At 60.7% G+C, this 20872-nt stretch carries 22 protein-coding genes; 15 read left to right on the forward strand and 7 right to left on the reverse strand.

Annotated elements, in window-relative coordinates:
• Nucleotides 1-117: 117 nt before the first annotated feature.
• From NKT35_RS18650 to NKT35_RS18660, 3 genes are all read left to right on the forward strand, one after another.
• Complete coding sequence (locus tag NKT35_RS18650) at nucleotides 118-903, forward strand: substrate-binding periplasmic protein (RefSeq protein ID WP_254295824.1); 786 nt, start codon at nucleotides 118-120, stop codon at nucleotides 901-903.
• Between the two features lie 144 nt (nucleotides 904-1047).
• Nucleotides 1048-2262 (forward strand): MFS transporter, encoded by a 1215-nt coding sequence (locus NKT35_RS18655; protein WP_254295827.1) that lies wholly within the window; start codon nucleotides 1048-1050, stop codon nucleotides 2260-2262.
• A gap of 180 nt (nucleotides 2263-2442) precedes the next feature.
• The gene (locus tag NKT35_RS18660) at nucleotides 2443-3459 is read left to right on the forward strand and encodes a questin oxidase family protein (RefSeq protein WP_254295829.1); all 1017 of its coding nucleotides are present in this window, start codon (nucleotides 2443-2445) and stop codon (nucleotides 3457-3459) included.
• A 177-nt stretch (nucleotides 3460-3636) separates the two neighbouring features.
• Here NKT35_RS18660 and NKT35_RS18665 read toward each other — a convergent pair whose 3' ends face one another.
• On the reverse strand, nucleotides 3637-5115 hold the full coding sequence (locus NKT35_RS18665) for a M30 family metallopeptidase (protein ID WP_254295831.1): 1479 nt from the start codon (nucleotides 5113-5115) through the stop codon (nucleotides 3637-3639).
• A 609-nt stretch (nucleotides 5116-5724) separates the two neighbouring features.
• Here NKT35_RS18665 and NKT35_RS18670 point away from each other — a divergent pair.
• The 3 genes from NKT35_RS18670 to NKT35_RS18680 all read left to right on the forward strand — a co-directional run bounded on the left by NKT35_RS18670 (nucleotide 5725) and on the right by NKT35_RS18680 (nucleotide 6634).
• Complete coding sequence (locus NKT35_RS18670; protein ID WP_254295833.1) at nucleotides 5725-5874, forward strand: hypothetical protein; 150 nt, start codon at nucleotides 5725-5727, stop codon at nucleotides 5872-5874.
• A gap of 9 nt (nucleotides 5875-5883) precedes the next feature.
• Nucleotides 5884-6054 carry a hypothetical protein gene (locus NKT35_RS18675; protein ID WP_254295835.1) on the forward strand — a complete coding sequence of 57 codons (171 nt, stop codon included), beginning with the start codon at nucleotides 5884-5886 and terminating at the stop codon, nucleotides 6052-6054.
• Nucleotides 6055-6133: 79 nt separating this feature from the next.
• Nucleotides 6134-6634, forward strand: a complete 501-nt coding sequence (locus tag NKT35_RS18680) for a CPBP family glutamic-type intramembrane protease (protein WP_254295843.1) — start codon at nucleotides 6134-6136, stop codon at nucleotides 6632-6634.
• Nucleotides 6635-6773: 139 nt separating this feature from the next.
• Here the strand turns inward: NKT35_RS18680 and NKT35_RS24235 are convergent, their stop codons facing one another.
• A complete protein-coding gene (locus tag NKT35_RS24235) occupies nucleotides 6774-7016 on the reverse strand; it encodes an integrase core domain-containing protein (protein ID WP_371926379.1) in 243 nt (80 codons plus the stop codon).
• A gap of 551 nt (nucleotides 7017-7567) precedes the next feature.
• Between NKT35_RS24235 and NKT35_RS18685 the strand changes: the two genes are divergently transcribed.
• The 6 genes from NKT35_RS18685 (at nucleotide 7568) to NKT35_RS18710 (ending at nucleotide 12683) form a co-directional block, all read left to right on the forward strand.
• Complete coding sequence (locus tag NKT35_RS18685; protein ID WP_254295845.1) at nucleotides 7568-8647, forward strand: DNA-binding protein; 1080 nt, start codon at nucleotides 7568-7570, stop codon at nucleotides 8645-8647.
• A gap of 203 nt (nucleotides 8648-8850) precedes the next feature.
• Entirely contained in the window at nucleotides 8851-9486 is a 636-nt protein-coding gene (locus tag NKT35_RS18690) for a hypothetical protein (protein WP_254295847.1), read from the forward strand.
• A gap of 292 nt (nucleotides 9487-9778) precedes the next feature.
• Nucleotides 9779-10192: a hypothetical protein gene (locus NKT35_RS18695; protein WP_254295849.1), complete on the forward strand. Its 414-nt coding sequence runs from the start codon at nucleotides 9779-9781 to the stop codon at nucleotides 10190-10192.
• Nucleotides 10189-10914 (forward strand): LiaI-LiaF-like domain-containing protein, encoded by a 726-nt coding sequence (locus tag NKT35_RS18700; RefSeq protein ID WP_254295850.1) that lies wholly within the window; start codon nucleotides 10189-10191, stop codon nucleotides 10912-10914. The genes NKT35_RS18695 and NKT35_RS18700 overlap by 4 nt, the downstream gene beginning before the upstream one ends.
• 6 nt (nucleotides 10915-10920) lie before the next feature.
• Nucleotides 10921-11964, forward strand: coding sequence for a sensor histidine kinase (locus tag NKT35_RS18705; protein ID WP_254295852.1), 1044 nt, complete (start codon nucleotides 10921-10923; stop codon nucleotides 11962-11964).
• Nucleotides 11961-12683 carry a LytR/AlgR family response regulator transcription factor gene (locus NKT35_RS18710; protein WP_254295854.1) on the forward strand — a complete coding sequence of 241 codons (723 nt, stop codon included), beginning with the start codon at nucleotides 11961-11963 and terminating at the stop codon, nucleotides 12681-12683. The genes NKT35_RS18705 and NKT35_RS18710 overlap by 4 nt, the downstream gene beginning before the upstream one ends.
• A gap of 76 nt (nucleotides 12684-12759) precedes the next feature.
• On the opposite strand, the gene NKT35_RS18715 is transcribed toward NKT35_RS18710, so the two are convergent.
• Both NKT35_RS18715 and NKT35_RS18720 read right to left on the reverse strand, forming a co-directional pair.
• Nucleotides 12760-13305, reverse strand: coding sequence for a GNAT family N-acetyltransferase (locus tag NKT35_RS18715; protein WP_254295856.1), 546 nt, complete (start codon nucleotides 13303-13305; stop codon nucleotides 12760-12762).
• A gap of 85 nt (nucleotides 13306-13390) precedes the next feature.
• Nucleotides 13391-14791, reverse strand: a complete 1401-nt coding sequence (locus NKT35_RS18720) for an L-serine ammonia-lyase (protein WP_254295858.1) — start codon at nucleotides 14789-14791, stop codon at nucleotides 13391-13393.
• Between the two features lie 551 nt (nucleotides 14792-15342).
• On the opposite strand from NKT35_RS18720, the gene NKT35_RS18725 reads away from it, so the two are divergent.
• Nucleotides 15343-16533: an MFS transporter gene (locus NKT35_RS18725; protein ID WP_254295860.1), complete on the forward strand. Its 1191-nt coding sequence runs from the start codon at nucleotides 15343-15345 to the stop codon at nucleotides 16531-16533.
• Nucleotides 16534-16578: 45 nt separating this feature from the next.
• On the opposite strand, the gene NKT35_RS18730 is transcribed toward NKT35_RS18725, so the two are convergent.
• Genes NKT35_RS18730 through NKT35_RS18740 form a run of 3 tightly spaced genes read right to left on the reverse strand, consistent with a single transcriptional unit; the run spans nucleotide 16579 to nucleotide 18715 of the window.
• On the reverse strand, nucleotides 16579-17535 hold the full coding sequence (locus NKT35_RS18730; protein ID WP_254295863.1) for an alpha/beta hydrolase: 957 nt from the start codon (nucleotides 17533-17535) through the stop codon (nucleotides 16579-16581).
• A 51-nt stretch (nucleotides 17536-17586) separates the two neighbouring features.
• Nucleotides 17587-18087, reverse strand: coding sequence for a prolyl-tRNA synthetase associated domain-containing protein (locus tag NKT35_RS18735; protein WP_254295865.1), 501 nt, complete (start codon nucleotides 18085-18087; stop codon nucleotides 17587-17589).
• A gap of 55 nt (nucleotides 18088-18142) precedes the next feature.
• On the reverse strand, nucleotides 18143-18715 hold the full coding sequence (locus NKT35_RS18740; RefSeq protein WP_254295867.1) for a TetR/AcrR family transcriptional regulator: 573 nt from the start codon (nucleotides 18713-18715) through the stop codon (nucleotides 18143-18145).
• Between the two features lie 88 nt (nucleotides 18716-18803).
• On the opposite strand from NKT35_RS18740, the gene NKT35_RS18745 reads away from it, so the two are divergent.
• Complete coding sequence (locus NKT35_RS18745; RefSeq protein ID WP_254295868.1) at nucleotides 18804-19271, forward strand: nuclear transport factor 2 family protein; 468 nt, start codon at nucleotides 18804-18806, stop codon at nucleotides 19269-19271.
• Nucleotides 19272-19377: 106 nt separating this feature from the next.
• Nucleotides 19378-20826, forward strand: a complete 1449-nt coding sequence (locus NKT35_RS18750; protein WP_254295870.1) for a TldD/PmbA family protein — start codon at nucleotides 19378-19380, stop codon at nucleotides 20824-20826.
• Nucleotides 20827-20872 lie beyond the last annotated feature (46 nt).

Genomic DNA, 20872 nt, shown 5'->3' on the forward strand with positions numbered 1-20872 from the left:
GATAATTCACCGTAGACGATGAATCGAATGGAAAGCTTGGTTTCTTTTCCGCTTGCGCATTGGCGGGCAAAAACGCCGCAGGCTAGTCTGGAGAGGCAGGACCAAGGAGAGGAATGCATGAAGCGCGGGATAGGGATGATTTGCTTGGCCTGGATGAGTTGGGTTGGCCCGGCCAGGGCGGATGCTCAGTTAGATGAAGTGAAGTTGGCCAATGGCGAGTGGTCGCCATATCTGTCGGTCAATCTGCCGCACTGGGGCTATGCGTCCGATATCGTCACCGAGGCCTTCCGCCTGGCCGGCGCGCGCGTGACGTATCGCTTTTACCCCTGGGCCCGCGCCGAGGCCATGGTGCGCAACGGCGACATCGCCGGCTCCGTCGTTTGGTCCACCACGCCGGAGCGCCAGCAGTTCGCCTTGTTCAGCGACCCGGTGGTATCGGACGAAGAGGTGGTGTTCCATCTAGCCACCCGCAGAATGAAGGCGGACAAGGTGGAGGACTTCTACGGCCTGACCATGGCCACGCCAAACGGCTCCCGGCTGGGTGTCTGGCAACAGGCGATAGAGTCCGGGCGCATCCACAATTACATGACCAAGGATTTGGAAACCGGCATGCACCAGCTGCTGATCGGCCGCATCGATTTTTTCCCCTTGATCCGCGCAGTGGGAATGGCGGAATTGCGACAACACTTCCCGCCCAAGCAGCAGGCGGCGATCACCGCGTCGCCGCGGGTGTTCAGCAAGATAGATTACCGGCTGATGATAAGCCGAAAATATCCCGGCGCGGAGGCCTTGCTGGCAAGGTTCAATCAAGGCCTGGCCAAGCTGCGGGCCAGCGGCGAATACCGGCAAATGGAAAAGGACTTTCAGTCGGGCCGTTACGACGCCCCGAACGGGCCGCCTTAGCGCGGCTGGCAAAACCTGCGCCTGCGCGACGCCTGCCGCGGCTCTTAATGTGTTGCCATTTCTTTACGACCCAACCAAGGTCGAGCTTTTTGTCTAATATGTTTTTTGCATGTCAAAACCAATAAAGACGAAGAGGAGACGGCCATGGCCTGGACCAAGCAGCAAAAGCAGACCGTACTGGCTTGCTATTTAGGCTGGACGCTGGATGCGTTCGATTTTTTCCTGATGGTGTTCGTGCTTAAAGATGTGGCGCGCGAATTCGGCGCCGATATCGAGTCGGTGAGCTGGGCCATCATGCTGACCCTGGCCGCGCGGCCGCTGGGCGCCTTGATTTTTGGCAGGCTGGCCGACCGATTTGGCCGCCGCCCAATACTGATGGCCAATATCGTACTGTATTCCGCGCTGGGCTTTTCTTCCGCCTTCGCGCCCAATCTGGCCGTGCTGCTGGTGCTGCGCACGCTGTTTGGCGTGGCCATGGGCGGGGAGTGGGGCGTGGGGTCCTCGCTCACCATGGAAAGCATTCCCAAGGAGTCGCGCGGCTTTGTTTCCGGCCTGCTGCAGGCTGGCTATCCCAGCGGCTACCTGCTGGCGACGCTGGCTTTCGGCCAGTTGTTCGAACATATCGGCTGGCGCGGCATGTTCATGTTGAGCTTGCTGCCGGCGCTGCTGACGCTGTATATCCGCCGCAATGTGCCGGAAAGCCCCAGCTGGGAAGCGGCCAGGCATCATGACAAGCCTGGCCTGTGGCAATCTATCGCCGCGCAATGGCGCTTGTCGCTTTACGCCATCTTATTGATGACTTGCTTCAACTTCTTCTCGCACGGCACCCAGGACATGTACCCCACCTTCCTGCGAGTGCAGCACAAGTTTGATCCGCATACCGTGCAAATGATCGCCATCTGCCTGAATGTCGGCGCGATCATCGGCGGCCTGGCGCTGGGCAGCCTGTCGGAGAAAATAGGCCGCCGCAACGCCATCACGCTGGCGGCCCTGATCGCGCTGCCGGTACTGCCGCTGTGGGCGTTTTCCACCACGCCGCTGATGTTGGCCATCGGCGCGTTTCTGATGCAGATATCGGTGCAAGGCGCATGGGGCGTGATTCCCGCGCATCTCAACGAAATCTCTCCGACAGCGGTGCGGGCCACATTTCCCGGCCTGGTTTATCAATTGGGCAATCTATTGGCCTCGGTCAACAGCCCCATGCAAGCGCATATGGCCAAATCCTTTGGCGGCGACTACGGCTTGGCGATGGCCATCGTGGCTGGCGTGGTCGCTTTGGCCATCGCCATTTTGATCCGTTTCAGCCATGAGCGGCGCGGCGAGGCGATGACCGTGACAGGGCATCAAAGCGGGCACTGACGCGCCCCGCCTCAACAAAATCGCCGGCACGGGCCCTCCCGCCGCCGGCGATTTTTTTGCCCATGCGTTCAAGACGGCCCCGGCCATGCTCCGCGCCGCTTGACTTAAAGTTAACTTTAACTTTGATCATGCGGGCAAGGCGCCTATCCATCGACGCCAAAACCAAAGGAGAAGCTCGTCATGATCGAAATCGCCGCCAACCCGCTCGCCAGCCGCGAGACCTTGCGTCGCAGTCTCAACCAGGCCGCTGCCTGGGGGCCGGAATATGGAGGAGGCCTGGCCAACCATCTGCCCATGGTCTTGCACGCCGCCTGGGAGCTGGGCGCCGACGCAGACCGGCTGCAAGCGCAAATTAAACTGGACAGTCCGGAGCTTGAGCTGCCAGAACCAGCAGGCCATATGCTGCCAAACTGGCAAGATGGACTGGGCGAACGCGAAGCCTATTCAGATTTGCGCATTCATTTTGAGAGCATGCTGGCCAAACAGGGCTGGGATGAGACTCTGCAAGCGGTCTTGCCCATTTTGGCGCCAGGTTTGATCGCGCATGCTTTTCACGGCCTGATCCGCACGGCGCATGCCTATGAATCCGGCTGCGAGGCTGAGATGGCGGCGGCGCTGGCGGCCTGGGCTTGCGAGTGGACCGAACCAGCCGCGCCGGAAGCGCCTGTCGAGCGGCTGACATGGGCCGCGTGGCGGCGCGAAGCGCGATCGAGACTGGCGGACTTTCATAGCGATCTTCACCTGATCCAGCAGCGCATGACAGCCGCAACGGGCAGCCTGGCCTACCGACAGCTGGGCGATGCGCCAGCCTTTGCGCCCAGCCTGGCTGAGCGGCGCGAGCAACTGCTGGAACTGGCGCTGAATCTGTATCTGGACACCCGCAATTTCACCGTGCTGCACATGATTACCGCGCTGAGAGCGCTGCGGGTATTGGCCGCGTTTATACCCGATACCGCAGCGATGCAAAGCGCCTTGACGCGCGCCGCGCTGTTGGCGTTGATCTCCTGCGGACTGAAACCGCACGGACGGCCGCTTCCCGAACCGCTGCCCGATTGGAATGAGTTAAAGCGCAGGGCGCTGGCGCAATGGAATGACCACATCATCAAGCTCACACACGCCTGCTGGCAGGAAGATGCTTTGCGGCCGGATCCGCGCTGGCGCCAAGCGCCGGCGCTATTGCTGGGGCTGTCGAACTAATCGAGCCATCTTTTGGCTTGCCAGCAAGTTTGCGCATGCCTCTCAACTTCGGGCATCGGGATCCATCGACGCCCCTCGCCAGCGGCGAGGGGGAGCCGGGTTGCGGCCGATCTCGCCGGAAGAGATCGGCATGGCAGGGCCAGTGGCGCGTCGTCGGCTCTCGCCCTGTCGCCGCTCTTATGTGGCGGCCGGCTGCGGCACGGCGCCCTTATGGATAATCAACGAGCCGTTGGCGGGGACCTGGAAAGTTTGGCGCTCGTCATATGGCGTGAATATGTGCTGGCCAATATCCATGCTCCCATCTTGCTTCCAGGACCAGAACCATGGTTTGCCGGCTTTGCGCATATCCAATGCCGGCAGGGAGAAGCTCAGAGCGGCGGGGTTGGTATCGCCGGAAGCCAGCTTGACCTCCACGGCGGGGAAACCATATCCAGCCGGCGCTTCAAAGCGCGACGCCATCAACATGGTGCTGGCAAAGCGCGTCTTAGCATCGAGAAAATCCTTGCCGCCGTTATTGCGGATCGCCTCATCCAGAGCGTAAACGCCGCTATGCCGGCTTTGCAGCCAATCGCGCAGCAGATTGGGCCCGTATTGATGCAGGAGAAAGGCGCCCAGCGCGATGGTTTGGGTGTAGCAACTGACATTTTTCCCGGCCACGCCCCAGTCTTGATAGGCGCACTCCATAAACAGCTTATGAAACGGGAGGCCGGCAAAGTCGGGATGCAAGGGCTTGGCATCGCCGCCGACGCCGGGATAGTCCGACGATACCGCCACATGCGCGGCGGTTTGAGCAAAGAACTCGTTTTCCCATACCAACGAACTGATTGGATCCTGCGGAATTTCTCGTTTTCTGAAACCGAAAATCAGGTGGCTGAATTCGTGCGACAAGGTATGCAGCATGCTGCCAGCCTTGCCGGAATCCTGCCAGATCAATCCGTTTGTCGTTTGAAAAAGGGTGTCGGATAGCAGAATCAGTTGACGTTCGTTCGCCGTGTGCTTGATGCCATTGGAGAACACTGTTTTCAGCATTCTGTCCCGCGGATGAATCATTCCTTCGCTGCCGCCGGCCTTGGATGTCAGGATATGGACATCCTTGGTTTCCGGGTGGATTCTATAGATCCAGGATCGCGGATTCACATCCCCCCAGGGGCGGCCAAGCAGACTAGTTTCGATGGGGTAAACCGACTCAGCGAACCGCGCAGCAACATACGCCGCCTGTTCGCGCGTCATCGCGACACGCTCGTCGCGCCACACATATGCAGCGCCGCCGCCAGGCAGAGGCGCAAGCGCCTCTAGCACCGCGCTCACATTTTGGTCGATGCCATGGTTGTACCAATTCCGAACAGCTCCCAAGGCCAAAGAGCCAGGGGCGATATCCTCATTCGTCGGGCATGGTCCATCGGGGAATGATCCGCAAGCCGCTTTTTCCTGAAGGCTTCCCGCAGCCGGCGCAGCCTGCCGAGACCCCTGAAGCTCCGGAATCGAAACCAAGACTGCGCCCCAGCCGCCGGCATTGCTCGACATGCCGGACACCTCCACAACCTGCGGCCGACCGCTGTCATTTCGATAGTGATATTGCGAACCGTCCAGAGCGATGCGGGCAGAGGCCGGCAGCACGCAACGACCGCCGCCGCAATCCAGCTGCAGAATCTCCATGGTGCCCGCCGCTTCTTGTGCAGTCGCAGAGGGTTGAGCCGAGTGCTGCGCTTGCGACCCAGAGGAGGGTGCGGGCGAATTCTCCGCCCCCTTGTCGCCGCCGCCACCACCGCCACCGCACCCCGCCAGTAAAGCCGCCAGCCAGATGGAGACTATTTTTCCGCCAGACATCTTCATATAAATTAACAACCGTAACAAAATGTACAAGGGCCGGAACTATAGAGCATCCACTCAATGCCATGAGTTTAATTGATGAATGCCATGAAAAAATCGTGGTGCTGTTGCTCTAGTGCAACAGGAGCAGTGCGCCAAGTGCCGCGACTGACGCGATGGCAGCAAGCAGGAGAGAGGTGAGCTGCGGCATGCGCAAGAACGCCAACTATCATTGCCGCGCCTCAAATCGTCAATCTGGCCATTGACTGCTGAAGCAAACGTCAAGCCCCGGCATCAGGATTGACAATTCCGTATTGAAATATCTCTTTTCAATCATGCCTTTGCATATTTTATTATTGACTATGCAATATTCGTTATTAACAATTCATTTACATTTTTGCTGCCAGAAAATACTATGAACGCGCAGGGCAAACGAATAAACACTTAGAGGTTTTTATGCAAGAGCTTAATATTTTCGAAACTGAAGAAGTCAATGGCGCAGGTTTGTGGCACAACGCTTTTCATTTGGCTGGATTGGTAATAGGCGCCCTCGCGGGCCATAGCGGCGACTCGATGTTGCCGGATAATGATTTCGCCCCCTACTGAGGACATGTCATGCAAGAAATTTTGATGATGGATTTGGAATCACAATTTTTGGAAGAAATCTCTGGCGGTGGCTGGATAGGCTACTTGGGAATGGTCGCCACCATAGCGGCAGGCGTGGATGCAATCGGCGATGCGGTTTCCGGCTTTGCTGATGGTTATTCAAAAGGATACCGCTCCTAATCAATAGCCTTGCGGCAAGCTTTCTTGCCGCAAGGCTATCTGATAGCAGTAAATCGGCAATCGCACCCATCAAGGCATCATGACCCACCGCTTCCTTTTCAGCCATTCTGGACTTTTCTACCGGAATAGCTGGTCTCTTGTTTTTATCGCCGCAACCATTCTCAGCGCAGGCTCCATCATCCTTCTCGCCACGGCGATAAAATGGGGATGGTATATCCCAGGAACCTCGGCATGGATGATGGATCGCAGCGCAGGCTCCATCTTACTTATCGAAGCGCTGCTGGCTCCCTTGCTTGAAACGCTATTGTTTCAGCTGACTCCTTACCGGCTAACCAATAAATTCAGCTTGAAAAAATGGCCGCGCATCCTTGTCTACACCATTCCATTCACTCTATGCCATCTTGATTCATGGAGCGGGGTTAGAGCGCTGAATGCTCTATTTTGCGGCATTGGCTTAATGTGGCTGTTTGAAGATAGAGCCCAAGCGGGAACAGAGACCGATGCCTTTTTGGCAACATTCAGCGCGCACGCCCTTCACAATGCCTTTGTGATGCTTATCGTCTTGTTGATCTGGCCTTAACTTTGCCGCAGCTGGATACGCGCGGTTATAAAACTTGCAAATGAGCAAGGAGGGGCAGAGTGCTGCGCCACCATGAAAAATATTGATCGTTTTAGGCGGGCTGACGCAGGACAAGACCAAGAGTTCGGAACCCGGCTCCTCATTCCTGCCGAAGTGAGCGCAGACCTTCAGCGCCAACAATGTAATGACCCAGCACTAAGGCCTGGTGGGTGCGCCGGTAGTTATAGAAACCGACCCAGTCTGCAATGACACGGCTGGCGTGCGCCAAGCTCTCAAACCGATGGCGGTGAACGCATTGCGGATTACCTGCTCCACTATGCAGTTCTGTTCCGGCGTATATGGTCTGCCAGGAATATGATTTGATGCCAGCTTGCGGGGGCAAGGCCCGCTTGTTGGGCTGGATTCATCGCCGCCTCACCGGGCGAAGCTTTGCTGGATGCAGCTGTTTCACGCTCCGACAATGGCAGGCTTGTGGCGGCAAACATGCTGCCTGGTTTGCTTGAATGCTTGACGTTTTGGGCGAGGGAAGGGCTGTGCGAGAGCATTGTCAATGTGCGCGCAGGCTCCGCTCCGCATGAGATACCACGCTGGGTTTTATTTAAGATATTGATTTAAATGTGTTTCCAGTGGATTGGCATCCGAGTAACTCAAGCCTCAAGCTTTGAGCTGTCGCAATGCTCCCTGTAACTGCGAACCCTCTTGCCGGGCGCGACCTGCGCTTGACGGAGGGTTTTGCTTTTCTCGGCGGGTGGCAGAGGGGTGACACGGGAATAAATGGGATGGTTTTCGGCATTTTCTGTTAAAACTTCCGATAAGTATAATTATCGGAAAAATAACAAACATATTGAAATTTATTTAATGTAATACGTAATATATTTACATTTGTCGATGTGATATCATTCCAGGAGAAAATACCAAGCCCGGGGAGGGCATATGGCAGCGGATATTTACGCCCGCATCCGCCAGGCGGCTTTTGAATTGGTGGCGGAAGGCGTGTGGCCCACCGTGGTGGATGTCAGAGCCCGGCTGGGCAGCGGCTCCAACACCACGATCAACAACACCCTGAAAGAATGGCGGCAGGAATTTCTGTCGCGCGTGTCGGTATCGGCTCGACGCCCCGATTGGCCGTCCGGCGTAGCAGAGGCGTTTGAACAGCTGTGGCAAAAGGCTTGTGACGGCGCTGAACAGCAACTGGAATCATTGCGGCAGGAGGTGGAGTCCGAACGCACGGATTTGCGGCAGCAACTACAGGACGAACAGGCAAGCCGCGAAGGGCGCGAAGCCGAGCTGCAGTCTCTTCGGCATGAGCTTGAGCTGCGGACAGCCCGGCAGATTGAATTGGAAAGCTTGCTGAATCAGGAGCGGGCGCATGGACAAGAGCGCTTGCGGCAATGCGAAACCCTGCAGACAGAGAATGAGCGCCTGCGCGATGAGCTGACTGCGCAACGCAAGGATGCCGAGGCGCGCCAGGCGGAGCTGGAGGAAAAATCGCTGGAGCGGGTGCAGGCGGCGCAAGAAGAGGCCTCGCGGCGCGAGGCCCTGGCATATGAGCGTCTGGAGGGCTTGCGCGTCCGTCTCTATCAGCAAGTCGAGGACGAACGCAAAGACATGGCGGCTCAGTTGCAAAAGCGCGACGCCGACTTGCTGCAAACCAGACAGGATGCCGCCAAGGTGGAAAACCTGTGGCGCGAGCGCCTGCTGGAGCGGGAAAGGGAAAACGGCGGCCTGCAAGCCAAGCTGGATATGCTGCAGCAGCAGCTGTCCGAGGCGAAAGAGGATTCCGCGCTGCAGAAAAACGCTTGCGAACATGTTCGACAGCAATTGCTGGAAAAAACGGCGGAGCATGCCGGACTCAAGGCGGCCTGCGACAACCTTCCGGAGCAATGGCTGAATCGCGCCGCCAACCTGATGCAAAGCCGGGAGGAGGCCTTGAGCGGCCCGGCCATGGCTGCGTGGCTGCAAGCGGAAATGCGGCGAAATCCGACGGCGCCGGAAGACGCGCCTCAACAGTGAACAGCCAAGCAGCCACACGCCGCCGACAAAACTGATGCCGGTTTGCGCTGATCGGCCGCACGGCCTGCTTCGGCGCGCCTCGCTTAATGGATTTTCAGCGGCGCTAAGTGCAAATACCAGCAGGGCGGAACAGCGCTGTTTGTTTTCAGCGTTTGGCTATCCTGAAGTTGCCGCGTCCCTGGCAACTTGTTAAGGAGAGCCGCATGACTAGTCAACAATCCATGATTTACGCCTTGCTGGTCACAGTGCTATTTGCCGTCCTGGCATGGAAAACCAATATCTTGCGAGATCGAGGCCCGCTGTCGGCAGAACTGGAGGCGGGCAAGCAGACGTTCAGCCTGGCCAGAAGCCAGTTGCTGTGGTGGACTTGGGCTGTCGCCTTGGTGACAGGGTATTTGTTTATCGAAACCGGCAGTTTGCTGCCCATCAATAATGAAACCCTGGCCTTGCTGGGCGTCAGCGCCGGCACGACAGGCGCCGCCACATTGATCGACTTGCCCGACGCGCCGGCATCGGGCAGCGGAACCGCATTGCAGCCTTCGCGGGGCTGGTGGAGCGATATTCTGGGCGATGGGCAAGGCATTTCCATTCACCGCCTGCAAGCCGTGCTGGCCAATGTCGGCATTGGCCTGGTGTTCATCATCCGCTCGCTGACCTCGCACGATCCGTATGCTTTTTATGTCATTGACGGCAATTGGGTCTGGTTGCTGGGGCTCAGCAGCACGCTGTATGCAGGCGTCAAATTCAAGGAATCCAATGTGCCGGCCCCGCCGGCGGCGCCCGCCAATGCCAACCAGCCTGCTGTCACTCCGCCGGGCAATCCGGTAGCGGCGCAGTAATCAGGCAAAACGCCCTCTGCAAACCGCCCGCCGATATTGAGCGGGCGGTTTTGTTTGCCCAAGCCTGCCGTCGCTCGAAATGGCGCGGCGTCGGCAATTAGACTCGCCCCGCGCCGCATCCTTATCTATCAGCCTCCCAAATCTCCAAATCCAAAGTTCGTCCCGCCTTTTGCTCCGCCGATCAGATCCGCCATTCACCGACTGGCAGCCGCCGTTCGCCGAATATCACGCGACAGCTTGCGCAAACATGATTATGTTGCAAGCATGTTGATGCGGCGAAAAGGAGCAGCGTATGCATTGCAATCTGGACATGGCAGGCTACAGGGCGGGGCGTATGCGCCGGCGCTTGTTTTGGGGCGGCGTGCTGATCGCGGCTGGCGCGATCTTGTTGGCGCAAAAGTCAGGCTTGCTGGCGTGGCCGTCCTGGGCGGGCGATCTCGGCAGTTATGGCGTGTGGCACGTCGCGGCCATGCTGATCGCTTTGTCAGGCTTGTCGTATTTGGCCGGCGCCAGTCATTACGGCCATGCGCTCAAAGGCTTGGGGCGGCTGGCGCTGGGCGCGTGGATTTTCGTTTGCCTGCAGCATATTTGGGGATGGACATTCACCAATAGCTGGCCTGCTCTGCTGATCGCGTGGGGCGCGCTCACTCTGGCGCGCGGGGTGTGGCGCCATCATCTGCAATCCGAAACAAGGAATATGATATGAGAACCCGCCGCGGCATGCGTCATTGGCACGACCAAGATTTCCGGCAGCCGCCCGCGAGGCGGATAGGCTTTGGCTTGTTCGTGATCGTCGTCGGCGTATTGATATTGCTGAACAATCTCAATGTGTTCAATGTCTTCGGCGCCTTGCAGTTCTGGCCGGTTTTTTTCATTCTGGTCGGCGCGATGCAATTCTTTCACCGAGGGCAGCCCTTCCAATATGTCTTCGGCGGCGGGCTGATGACGCTGGGTGGGCTGCTGATCCTGCGGCAGGCAGGGTACTTAAGCTTCAACCTGCATGACTGGTGGCCTGTGCTGCTGATTTTTGCCGGCGTGATGGTCATCATGCGCGGCTTTAGGCGCTCGCTCCCCGCATCCTGGTCCAACTCGGAGGAGCATGCAGTCGAGCTGAAAACCAATGTGATCATGGGTGGCGGCGTGGTGCGCAACGACTCCCAGGAATTCAAAGGCGGCGAAGTCTCGGTGATCATGGGCGGCTTGAAGCTCGATCTGACCCAGGCTGTCATCCAGCAGGAGGCGGTGTTGAAGTTGGACGTGCTGCTGGGAGGGCTGGAAATTCTGGTGCCGCACGGCTGGTCGGTGAAACTTGAGGCCACATCGATTATGGGCGCGGTTGAGGACAAGACCGTGCCGGGGATGAGCGGCGGGCAATTGCTGATAGTGCGCGGCAATATCATTATGAGCGGCGTTGAGATCAGGAACTGATCCGGCATGCACCCCATCTTGTCCGACGCGCGTCGTTTGCCCTGGTACGCGGCCGCCTGGCTGGCGCTGGGCGCGCTGGCGGCCGCGCTGCTGCATGCAGCCGGCGTGGCGGATTGGGAGCGGGCGCTACTGTTTGCCTTGCCTCTGGCCGTGTTGTACGGTTTTATCGCGCCGTCGGCTTATTATCTGTGTCGAGCCCTGCCGCAGCAACGGCGCAGCTTCCCGCGCGTGTCGCTGGCCTTCGCCTGCTCGGCCTTGCTGAGCGCCAGCTTGTGGCTGGCAGCCTGTCTGGCTTGGAATAGCGTGGCCGAGGGCGGCTTGATCGCTCTGGCGCCCGGCGCGCGCGCGGCCTTGTTCGCCATTGGTTTCGGCCTGTATCTGATCTCCTTGCTGGCCCACGATGTGGTGATCGCTTTTGAGACGGTTCGGGAAGCGGCGCGGCAAGAGGCGCAATCCCGCCTATTGGCGCGCGAGGCCGAATTGGCCTTGCTGCGCCTTCAGATCAACCCGCACTTTTTGTTCAACAGCCTCAATTCGATCAGCGCCTTGACCAGCCTGGATCCCGCGGCGGCGCGCGATATGGCGATCGAGTTGGCGGAGTTTTTCCGCGGCACGCTGGCGCTGGCCGAGCGCGGGCAAATCGCCTTGGCGGACGAAATCGCCCTGTGCCGGAATTTTCTGGCGATAGAGCAGCGCCGCTTCGGCAGCCAGCTAGGCTATCGCGTCGAGGCGGATGAGGCCGCGCTGGCATGCCTGCTGCCGCCCATGTTGTTGCAGCCCCTGGTGGAAAACGCGGTCAAGCATGGCATCCATGGCCTGGACGAAGGCGGCGTGGTCGCTATTGTCGCCCTCAAGCGAGAAGGCTGGCTGCACCTGGCGGTGGACAATCCGGTGGCGGCCGATCGACCCGCGCGCGCCGGCCATGGCTTGGGGCTGAGAAATGTGCGCGAGCGCTTGAGCGCGCAATATGGCGAACGCGCGCGCCTTAGCTGGCGCTGCGCGGCGGGTCATTTTCGCGTGGAGTTGAACCTGCCGCAGGAGGATGCATGATTCGCGCCCTGATTGCCGATGACGAAGCGCTGGCGCGTCGCCTGATTGTTGAATACCTGCATGCGCATGGCGATATCAGCGTGGCGGCCGAATGCGATAATGGCCTGGAGGCCGCGCGCCTGATCGGCACGCTGCAGCCGGACTTGGTGTTTCTGGACATCCAGATGCCCAAGCTGACCGGTCTGGAGGTTTTGGAAGCCACCGGCCGCCGCCATGGCGTGGTGTTCACCACCGCCTACGATCAGCATGCGCTGCAGGCTTTCGATCTGCATGCGGTGGACTATCTGCTCAAGCCGTTTTCCCAGGCGCGCTTCGATGCGGCGCTGAAACGGGCACGCGCCTTGCTATCCGCGCCGCAAGCGGCCTTGGAGCCGCTCGTGACAGAGGCGGCGACGCGGCTGGAGCGCATCGTAATCCGCGATCGCGAGCAGATTCATATCGTTCCAGTGGAAAAGATCGACTACATCGAGGCGCAGGACGACTATGTTGCCATCCACGCCGAAGGGCGCAGCTATCTCAAGAACCAGCGCCTGTCCGAATTGGAGGAAAAGCTGGATCGCCGCGCTTTTTTGCGCGTGCATCGCTCCTATCTGATCAATCTGAGCTGCGTGCAGGCCATTGAGCGCAGCGGCAAGGACAACCATGTGGCGCGCCTGCGCGGCGGCGCATCGGTGCCTATCAGCCGCGCCGGTTATGAGCGGATTCGCGAAGCGATGTAGCCGCGCCCGCTTGTTTTCCCATCTGGAAATGACAAACGCCCGCTCAATATTGAGCGGGCGTTTGACGGGGAGAGGATTATTTTTCCTCCGCGCCCGCAGGCACAAAATACATGCTCGGGCCATTGATGCCGGGCAGTTCCAGCATGCGGTCGTATGTCATGCCCAGTTTTTCCAGCACGCGGATAGAGCCGTGATTATGCGGGGCGGTGATGCCGACGACGTAGGCTATGTCCAGCCACTCGCGCGCATGATCCAGGCAGGCTGCCGCGGCCTCGGAAGCATAGCCGCGGCCCCAGTGGCGCTCCAGGAAGGCGTAGCCGATATCGGGGTGGGGCAGGCTGTCGCGGCGAACCAGGCCGCAAATGCCCACCGGGATGGCGCCGTCGCGCAATTCCACCTTCATCAAGCCGAATCCGTGCTGGCGGTAACTGGCTTGCGGCCCTTTGCTGATGTAGTTGACTGCGCCGACGAGGTCGCGCACGTCTTTGTCGCCTATGTTGGCGATAAAGGAAGGCTCGTTCAGCAGCTCCAGGATGAATGGAGCGTCGTGTTCCCGCAGCGCTTGCAGGCGGAGACGTTCGGTATCGATGTCGCGCACGATGAATTCCAAATTGAGTGCCATTCCAGTTTGCCAGCCGGATGAAAATCCGGCCAGCGGAAAAACGGCCGCGCTTGCGGCGCGGCCGTTTGCTACGCAGAGCTGGCGATCAGCACTCGACGATGTTGACCGGCACTTCGATCACATTGATGGCCAGGCCGCCGCGGGCGGTTTCCTTGTACTTGGTGCTCATGTCCATGCCGGTGTCGCGCATGGTCTTGATCACGCGGTCCAGCGACACGAAGTGCTGGCCGTCGCCGCGCAGCGCCATGCGCACGGCGTTGATGGCTTTCACCGACGCCATGGCGTTGCGCTCGATGCAAGGCACTTGCACCAGGCCGCCCACCGGGTCGCAGGTCAGGCCCAGATTGTGTTCCATGCCGATTTCCGCGGCGTTTTCCACTTGCTCCGGCGTGCCGCCCATCACTTCGCACAAGGCACCGGCGGCCATCGAACAAGCCGAGCCCACTTCGCCCTGGCAGCCGACCTCGGCGCCGGAGATGGAAGCGTTCAGCTTGAACAGGATGCCGATGGCGCCAGCGGTCAGCAGGAAGCGGACGATGCCGTCGTCGTTGGCGCCCGGCACGAAACGGGCATAGTAATGCATCACCGCCGGGATGATGCCGGCAGCGCCGTTGGTCGGGGCGGTCACCACGCGGCCGCCGGCGGCGTTTTCCTCATTCACAGCCAGCGCGTACAGGTTGACCCAGTCCATCACCGTCAGCGGGTCGCGCATCGCGGCTTCCGGCGACGCCAGCAGCTTCTTGTGCATGTCGGCGGCGCGGCGCTTCACCTTCATGCCGCCCGGCAGAATGCCTTCGCGCTCGCAGCCGCGCTTGACGCAAGCTTGCATCACGCTCCAGATATTGAGCAGGCCGGCGCGGACTTCTTCTTCGCTGCGCCAGGACAGCTCGTTTTCCAGCATGATCTGGCTGATGCTCTTGCCGTGGCGCTGGCACAGCGCCAGCAGCTCGGCCGCGCTCTTGAAGGGGTGCTTCAGCTCGGTCACGCCAGGCGGGACGAAGCCGGCGTCTACGGCTGCCTCGTCCACCACGAAACCGCCGCCCACAGAGTAATAGGCGCGCTTGGACAGGCTGTTCCCCGCGGCGTCGAAGGCCTCAAAGATCATGCCATTGGGGTGGTAGGGCAGGGTTTTCTTCTTGTGCAGGACCAGGTGCTCGGCTTCGATGAAGTCGATCTCATGTTTGCCCAGCAGCTTCAGTTTGCGCTGTTCGCGGATGGCGGCCAGCATGCCGTCCACGGCATCGGTATCGACCAGATCCGGCTGCTCGCCTTGCAGGCCCAGCAGCACGGCCACATCGGTGCCGTGGCCTTTGCCGGTGGCGCCGAGCGAGCCGAACATTTCCGCGCTCACGCGGACGGCGTCGTTCAGCTGGCCGTCTTTTTCCAGGCGGGCGATGAATTGTCGGGCGGCGCGCATCGGGCCCACGGTGTGGGAGCTCGAGGGGCCGATGCCGATCTTGAACAGGTCGAAAACACTGATTGCCATGGTACGCTTCTCTAAGGGAAAGTCCCGGCTCTGGGCCGGGTTGTTGTCGGGCACCGTTTACGGTGTCGCTTATCTTGATCTGTATTGTAACGGATGAGGGCGAGGGTGCGTGCGATTGGGCCCGTCGCGGCCAGCTCGGGCCAGGCGACGGCGAATCCGCAACCGGAGCTAAGATTAACGCAGAGCGCAAACCCGCGCCACCCTGTCGGAAACAGGGTTGTGGATGGCATATGCGCTTGTTTTGAAAAGGCCGGCCCGAGGTGGAATCAAGCGTCATGGCCTCCAATCCATATAGCTTTCGTCTTGCCTGAAACCTGCTGATTGATAGAGTCCCAAACCATCGGGAAGGGCGTGTAGCCAGACTTTGCCGCAGCCTATTTCGCGCGCATGCGCCATGGCCGCGTCCAGAATGGCGCATCAGCCAGTCGCTGCCGCCGCGAACGCGGCACAGTTGGAAAATCGCGCATGCCAACAGAATGATTGGGCGGTAGAATGTTTCATTTCGTTTACATTGCAAGCCGCCAGCCATGCCGCCTCCCATCAGCGATGTCATGCCGCAACAAGACATAGTCGATCCGCCCAAACGCCGTCGCGCCTTGCTGGCGGCCAGCGCCGCCCATGCCGTCCATGATGGCTTGACCGATCTGGTGTACGTGCTGCTGCCTGTCTGGCAGGCGCAATTCGCCATCAGCTACGCCGTGGTGGGCCTGCTGCGCGGCGCCTATGCCGGCATGATGGCGGGTTTTCAGCTTTTGGCCGGCCGATTGTCGCGCCGCTTTGGCCGCAAGCGGATGCTGATCGGAGGCACCTCTTTGGCGGGCTTGGCCTATTTGCTGGCAGGACAGGCCGGCGGCCTGGCGGTGTTGATCGCGGCCTTGATGCTGGGCGGCCTTGGCGCCAGCACTCAGCATCCGCTGGCGTCGTCGCTGGTGGCGGATAGCCATGCGGCCGGCGAAGCCAAGCAGGCGCTGGCGCAATACAACTTTGCCGGCGACATCGGCAAAATGCTGATCCCGGCCGCAGTTGGCCTGTCTTTGTCTGTGGTGGGCTGGCGCGTCAGCGTCAGCCTGGCCGGGGCGATGGGGCTGATGGCGGCTGCGCTTTTGTGGCGTTTGGTTCCCGAACAACTGAATGCGCCAGCGCAATCGAAAGGCGCAAGCAAGACGCAGGCCGGCTCGGGCTCGGCAAGCGGCCTGCGCGCCTTATTGGCGACCGGCGTCATCGACAGCGCCGTGCGCATGGGTTTTCTCACCTTTCTGCCTTTTATTCTTAAAGCCAAAGGCGCGGGGTCGGCCGGCATCGGGCTGGCTTTGTCGCTGCTGTTCGTCGGCGGCGCTTTCGGCAAGCTGTTCTGCGGTTATCTGGGCTCGCGTTTCGGCATGATGAAAACCGTCTGGGCAACGGAAAGCCTGACCTCGCTGATGATCGGCTTGACGCTGGCTTTGCCCCTGGGCGGAGCGCTGGCGGCGCTGCCGCTGCTGGGTTTGGCTTTGAACGGCACATCCTCGGTGCTATATGGCGCGGTGGCGGACTTGGCCGCGCCGGGCCGTCGCGAACAGGCTTTCGCCCTGTTTTACACCGGCACCATAGGCGGCGGCGCTTTGTCTCCGGTATTGTTCGGCCGCCTGGGCGATGCGTTCGGCGTGCCGGCGGCGGCGCTGGCGCTGGCCGTCATCTTGCTGCTGACCTTGCCTTTGTCGTGGCGAGTGCGGCAGGGGATGGCAGCTGCCGGCAGCGTTTAGAAGCGCGGCGCAAGCGCTATGGATCCTCGCGCGGATTGACGCCGATCAGGCATAGGCGGAAGACAAACGCGGGGATGTCAAAGCGCGCAAGAAATCGCTTGCGCCGTCGCGCAATTGGCTGATGCCGGGTTCCTCGAATGGAAAGTGGCCGCAGTTCTCCAGCAGCAGCAATTGTTTGGGGCCGCGGAGGCGGTCGAAGAACGGTTGGCTGGCTTCCAGCGTGGTCCAACGGTCGGCGGCCGGGTGAGCCAATAGAACGGGACAGCGATCGAATTGTTCGGGCTCGATGGCGGGTTTGACATCGAATAGCGAACGCATGAAGCCTATCGGCACGGTATTGCCGCCGCCGAGCGAGTCCCGCAGAAACACCGCGGCGGCCTGAGGCGAGTTGGCGATCGCCGCCATATTGGAAACCCACTTGATGGGCAGCCGCAGGGAGCCGCACAGCCCATCCAGCCAAGGCAGCGCGCGCGGAGCAAGCGCACCTAGCAGCGGATGCCGGGCAAACTGCCGCCGCACGATGGGCAGCCGCGGGTCGGCCAGGGTGGTGGCGATGATGCCGGCAACCGGAGCGCCGCAGGCGGCGGCCAGATAAACCAGGTAGCCGCCCAGGCTGCAACCGAACAATACGACGGGGCGAGCCGTGGCGTTTTTCTGTGCCATGGCGAGATCCTTGACGCAGTCCACCCACTGATCCATGCGAACCCGTTCCGCCGGCGCGCGACTCAAGCCGTAACCCGGCAGGTCCGGCGCGATCACCTCATAGCCCTGCGCATGCAGCAGTTGCGCGTAGGGCGCGAACAGCCTCCCATAGCCGCCTGCGCCGTGCAGAATGATCACGGTCAACGGCGCGTCAGGCGCGGAGAACCTATCCAGATGGATGTCCGCGTCGCGCCAGCGCCACCATGTTTCCTGCGGCGCGGCATCCGGCATGGCTTGCAGCCAGTCGGGCAGAAAGCGTCGATACCTTCGCCAATATGTCAGGTCTTGATAGCGCGTCATCGTGCTGGGCTGGCTTGTGTGAGTTAGTGGCATCGCGGCTTGGCGCAGAGATTATGGTTGATTCTTCCGCGGCACCGCCAGGATGGAGGGCGAGTGGCCACTGTGGATCAGCAGGCGTTCCAAATCGGCCACCGAGACGCTGAGCGTGGCGGTATTGACCAGCGGATGGCACAGGATGGCCTCGTTCGCCCATAGCGTTTCGTCAACCACAACATGAACCGCGCGTTCGGCATCGTGGAAGGCGCCCAGCAAGGTAACCGATCCCGGCTCCAATCCCAGGTATTTCTTCAGCCGCTCCGGCGAAGCGAAACGCAAACCCTTGGCCCCCAGCGTTTCGCCCAGCGCCTTGATGTCCACGCTGGCGCTTGCCGGCACCGCCACCAGGAAGTGGCGGCGGCCCTTGGCATCGCACAAAAACAGGTTTTTGCATTCCGCGCCCGGCAAGTAGGGTATCAAGCGCGTCGCTTCTTCGCAGGTGTAAGCCGGGGGGTGTTCTACGCGCTGATAGGCGATGCCTTGTTCATCCAATAAACGGTAAAGCGCTTGCTCCATGATCAACCCCATTGGCATGGCAAAGCGTCAACATACCATGCGCTTGCGCGCCGCGTCATGCCGCGAGCGGCGGCAGCGCGCAAACCAGCTTGCTTAACGCATCCAGCGCCGCTTCGCCATTGCCCTCCCTCTGCGCCTGGACGATGGCGCCGTCCACCGCCAAGGCGAGAGCGGCCGCGAGGCCCGTCTGATCGCAAGACTCCGGCAGAATGTTGGCTATCGCCGCGCGCATTTCTGCTTTGTGACGCCTGGCTAGTTCCAGAATCGCTTCCTCCGTCGGCAATTCCCCCGCGCTATTGATGAAAGCGCAGCCGCGAAAGTCGTCCGCGTCGAACCACTCCCGCAATGTTTCTGGCAACGCGCCCGCTCCCAGCGGGCGGCGGCGGTCCAACGCCGCGCTGAACCAGTCCATCCATTGCCGGTGGCGTTGTTCCAGGTAGGCCAGGATCAAATCGTTTTTACTGGGGAAATGACGATAAAAGGTCACCTTGCTGACGCTGGATTCGGCGATGACGCGGTCTACGCCGGTGGCGCGTATGCCTTCTTGGTAAAACAGCCGCAAGGCGGTGGCCAGGATGCGTTCGCGGGGCGTAGATTCTGCCAAGTTGGCGGGATGGTCTGTTTTCATGAGGTCATTGTAGACAGACTTGTCTACTTGGGTCTAGACTTAATGCAAGTAGACAGATCTGTCTACGTCAAGCCAAAGGAAACTCATCATGGAACTTCGTCCTCCCTTGCCCCCGTTCAGCCGCGAAAGCGCCATCGAAAAAATCCGCCTTGCCGAAGATGGCTGGAATAGCCGCGATCCCGCCCGGGTGGCTCAGGCATACAGCCTGGACACGCAATGGCGCAACCGCGTGGAATTTCCCCGCGGCCGCGAACAGGCGCAGGCTTTATTGACGCGGAAATGGCGGCGCGAACAGGAATATCGCCTGATCAAGGAGCTATGGGCTTTTGACGGCAATCGCATCGCCGTGCGCTTCGCCTATGAGTGGCAGGACGACGCCGGCCAGTGGCACCGGAGCTATGGCAACGAAAATTGGGAGTTCGGCGCGGACGGCCTCATGACGCATAGGCACGCCAGCATCAACGACATGCCCATCGCCGAATCCGAGCGGCTGTTCTTTTGGCCCTTGGGCCGACGGCCTGACGATCACCCCGGCCTTGGCGATCTGGGACTTTGATTTCATTTTCATGAATTCGGCATGGACAAGGCAGGCAGGTCTTGATTAGCATCAATGTCATTGACATTGCATTGGCGGCGCCGCCGCCTCATCGGGAGCCTTATCCATGTTCGAAACCATCCGGCGGCGCTTTCAGGCGCTGCAAACGCAGGTGGACTTCTGTTCCTTGCGCTATGTGGAGGAAGACAGCGAAAGCCTGAGCGTCCGGCAGGGACGACAGCAACCGCTGGTGCGGCGGCTTGACCGCGGAGCCATGATCGCCGTCGCGGATGGCGGCGGCTATGGCTACGCCGCCACGGCCGATTTAAGCGAGGCCGGCCTGCGGGCCGCGTTTGAGCGCGCCCGCGACTGGGCGAGGGCTACGGCAGGCCATGGCGTGTTCGATTATCGCCGGATCGACTTGCCCAGCCCCAAGGGCCAGTATCGCGGCGCCGGAACCGATGTCGCCGCGGAATGGCCGCGCGCCGCGCTGCTGGACCTGTTATTGAGCGAATCCGCCGCCGCCAAGGGCGAAGACGGCCGCATCGTCGATTGGTCGGCCGGGCTTTACAAGCAAGACATCCGCCAGTTGTATCTGACCTCTGCCGGCGGCGAAGCGGAGCAGCATCTGCGCGCGCTGACGCCGTCTCTGTCGGTGACCGCTTTCGACAAGGGCCTGGTGCAAACCCGCAGCCTGGGCCGCTCCAGCGCCCAGGGCGGCCTGGAAATGATCGCCGAGTCCGGCTTGCGCGGCGCGGGCCGCAAAGTGGCCGACGAGGCCTTGCAGCTGCTGGCCGCGCCCAACTGCCCCAGCGACAAGCGCGATCTCTTGCTGATGCCGGACCAGATGATGCTGCAGATTCACGAAAGCATAGGCCACCCGCTGGAGCTGGACCGCATCCTCGGCGACGAGCGCAATTACGCCGGCACCAGCTTCGTCACCCTGGATATGTTCGGCAGCTACCGTTACGGCTCCGATCTGCTCAATGTCACTTTCGATCCGCTGCTGCGCAATGAATTGGCCAGCTACGGCTGGGACGACGACGGCAAAACGGCGGACAAGGCCTGGTTGATCCGCAATGGCATTCTTGAGCGTCCGCTGGGCGGCGACATCTCCGCGGCGCGTGCCGGCCTGGATGGCTTCGCGCTGGACGGCGTGGCGAACAGTCGCGCCTGCAACTGGAACCGCGCGCCGATAGACCGCATGGCCAACCTCAATGTGGAGCCGGGCGATCAGTCGCTGGCGCAATTGATCGCCGGCATCGAGCGCGGCGTGCTGATGCGCACCAATGTCAGCTGGTCCATCGACGATTCGCGCAACAAATTCCAGTTCGGCTGCGAGTGGGGCCAGTTGATCGAGAACGGCGAGCTGCGAGGCGTGGTGCGCAATCCCAACTACCGCGGCGTATCCGCCAACTTCTGGCGCTCGCTCAAGGCGGTGGGCGACGCGTCGACCTTCGAGGTGATGGGCACACCGTATTGCGGCAAGGGCGAGCCCAATCAAATGGTCCGGGTAGGGCATGCCTCGCCGGCATGCGTGTTCGGCGAGGTGGAAGTTTTCGGAGGAGCGGCATGATGCGCGCGCATTTGCAAAAACTGGCGGCCGCATTGAGCGGCCTGTT

This window comes from Chromobacterium sp. IIBBL 290-4 (genome assembly GCF_024207115.1).
In the GTDB taxonomy this organism is placed as follows: Bacteria; Pseudomonadota; Gammaproteobacteria; order Burkholderiales; family Chromobacteriaceae; genus Chromobacterium.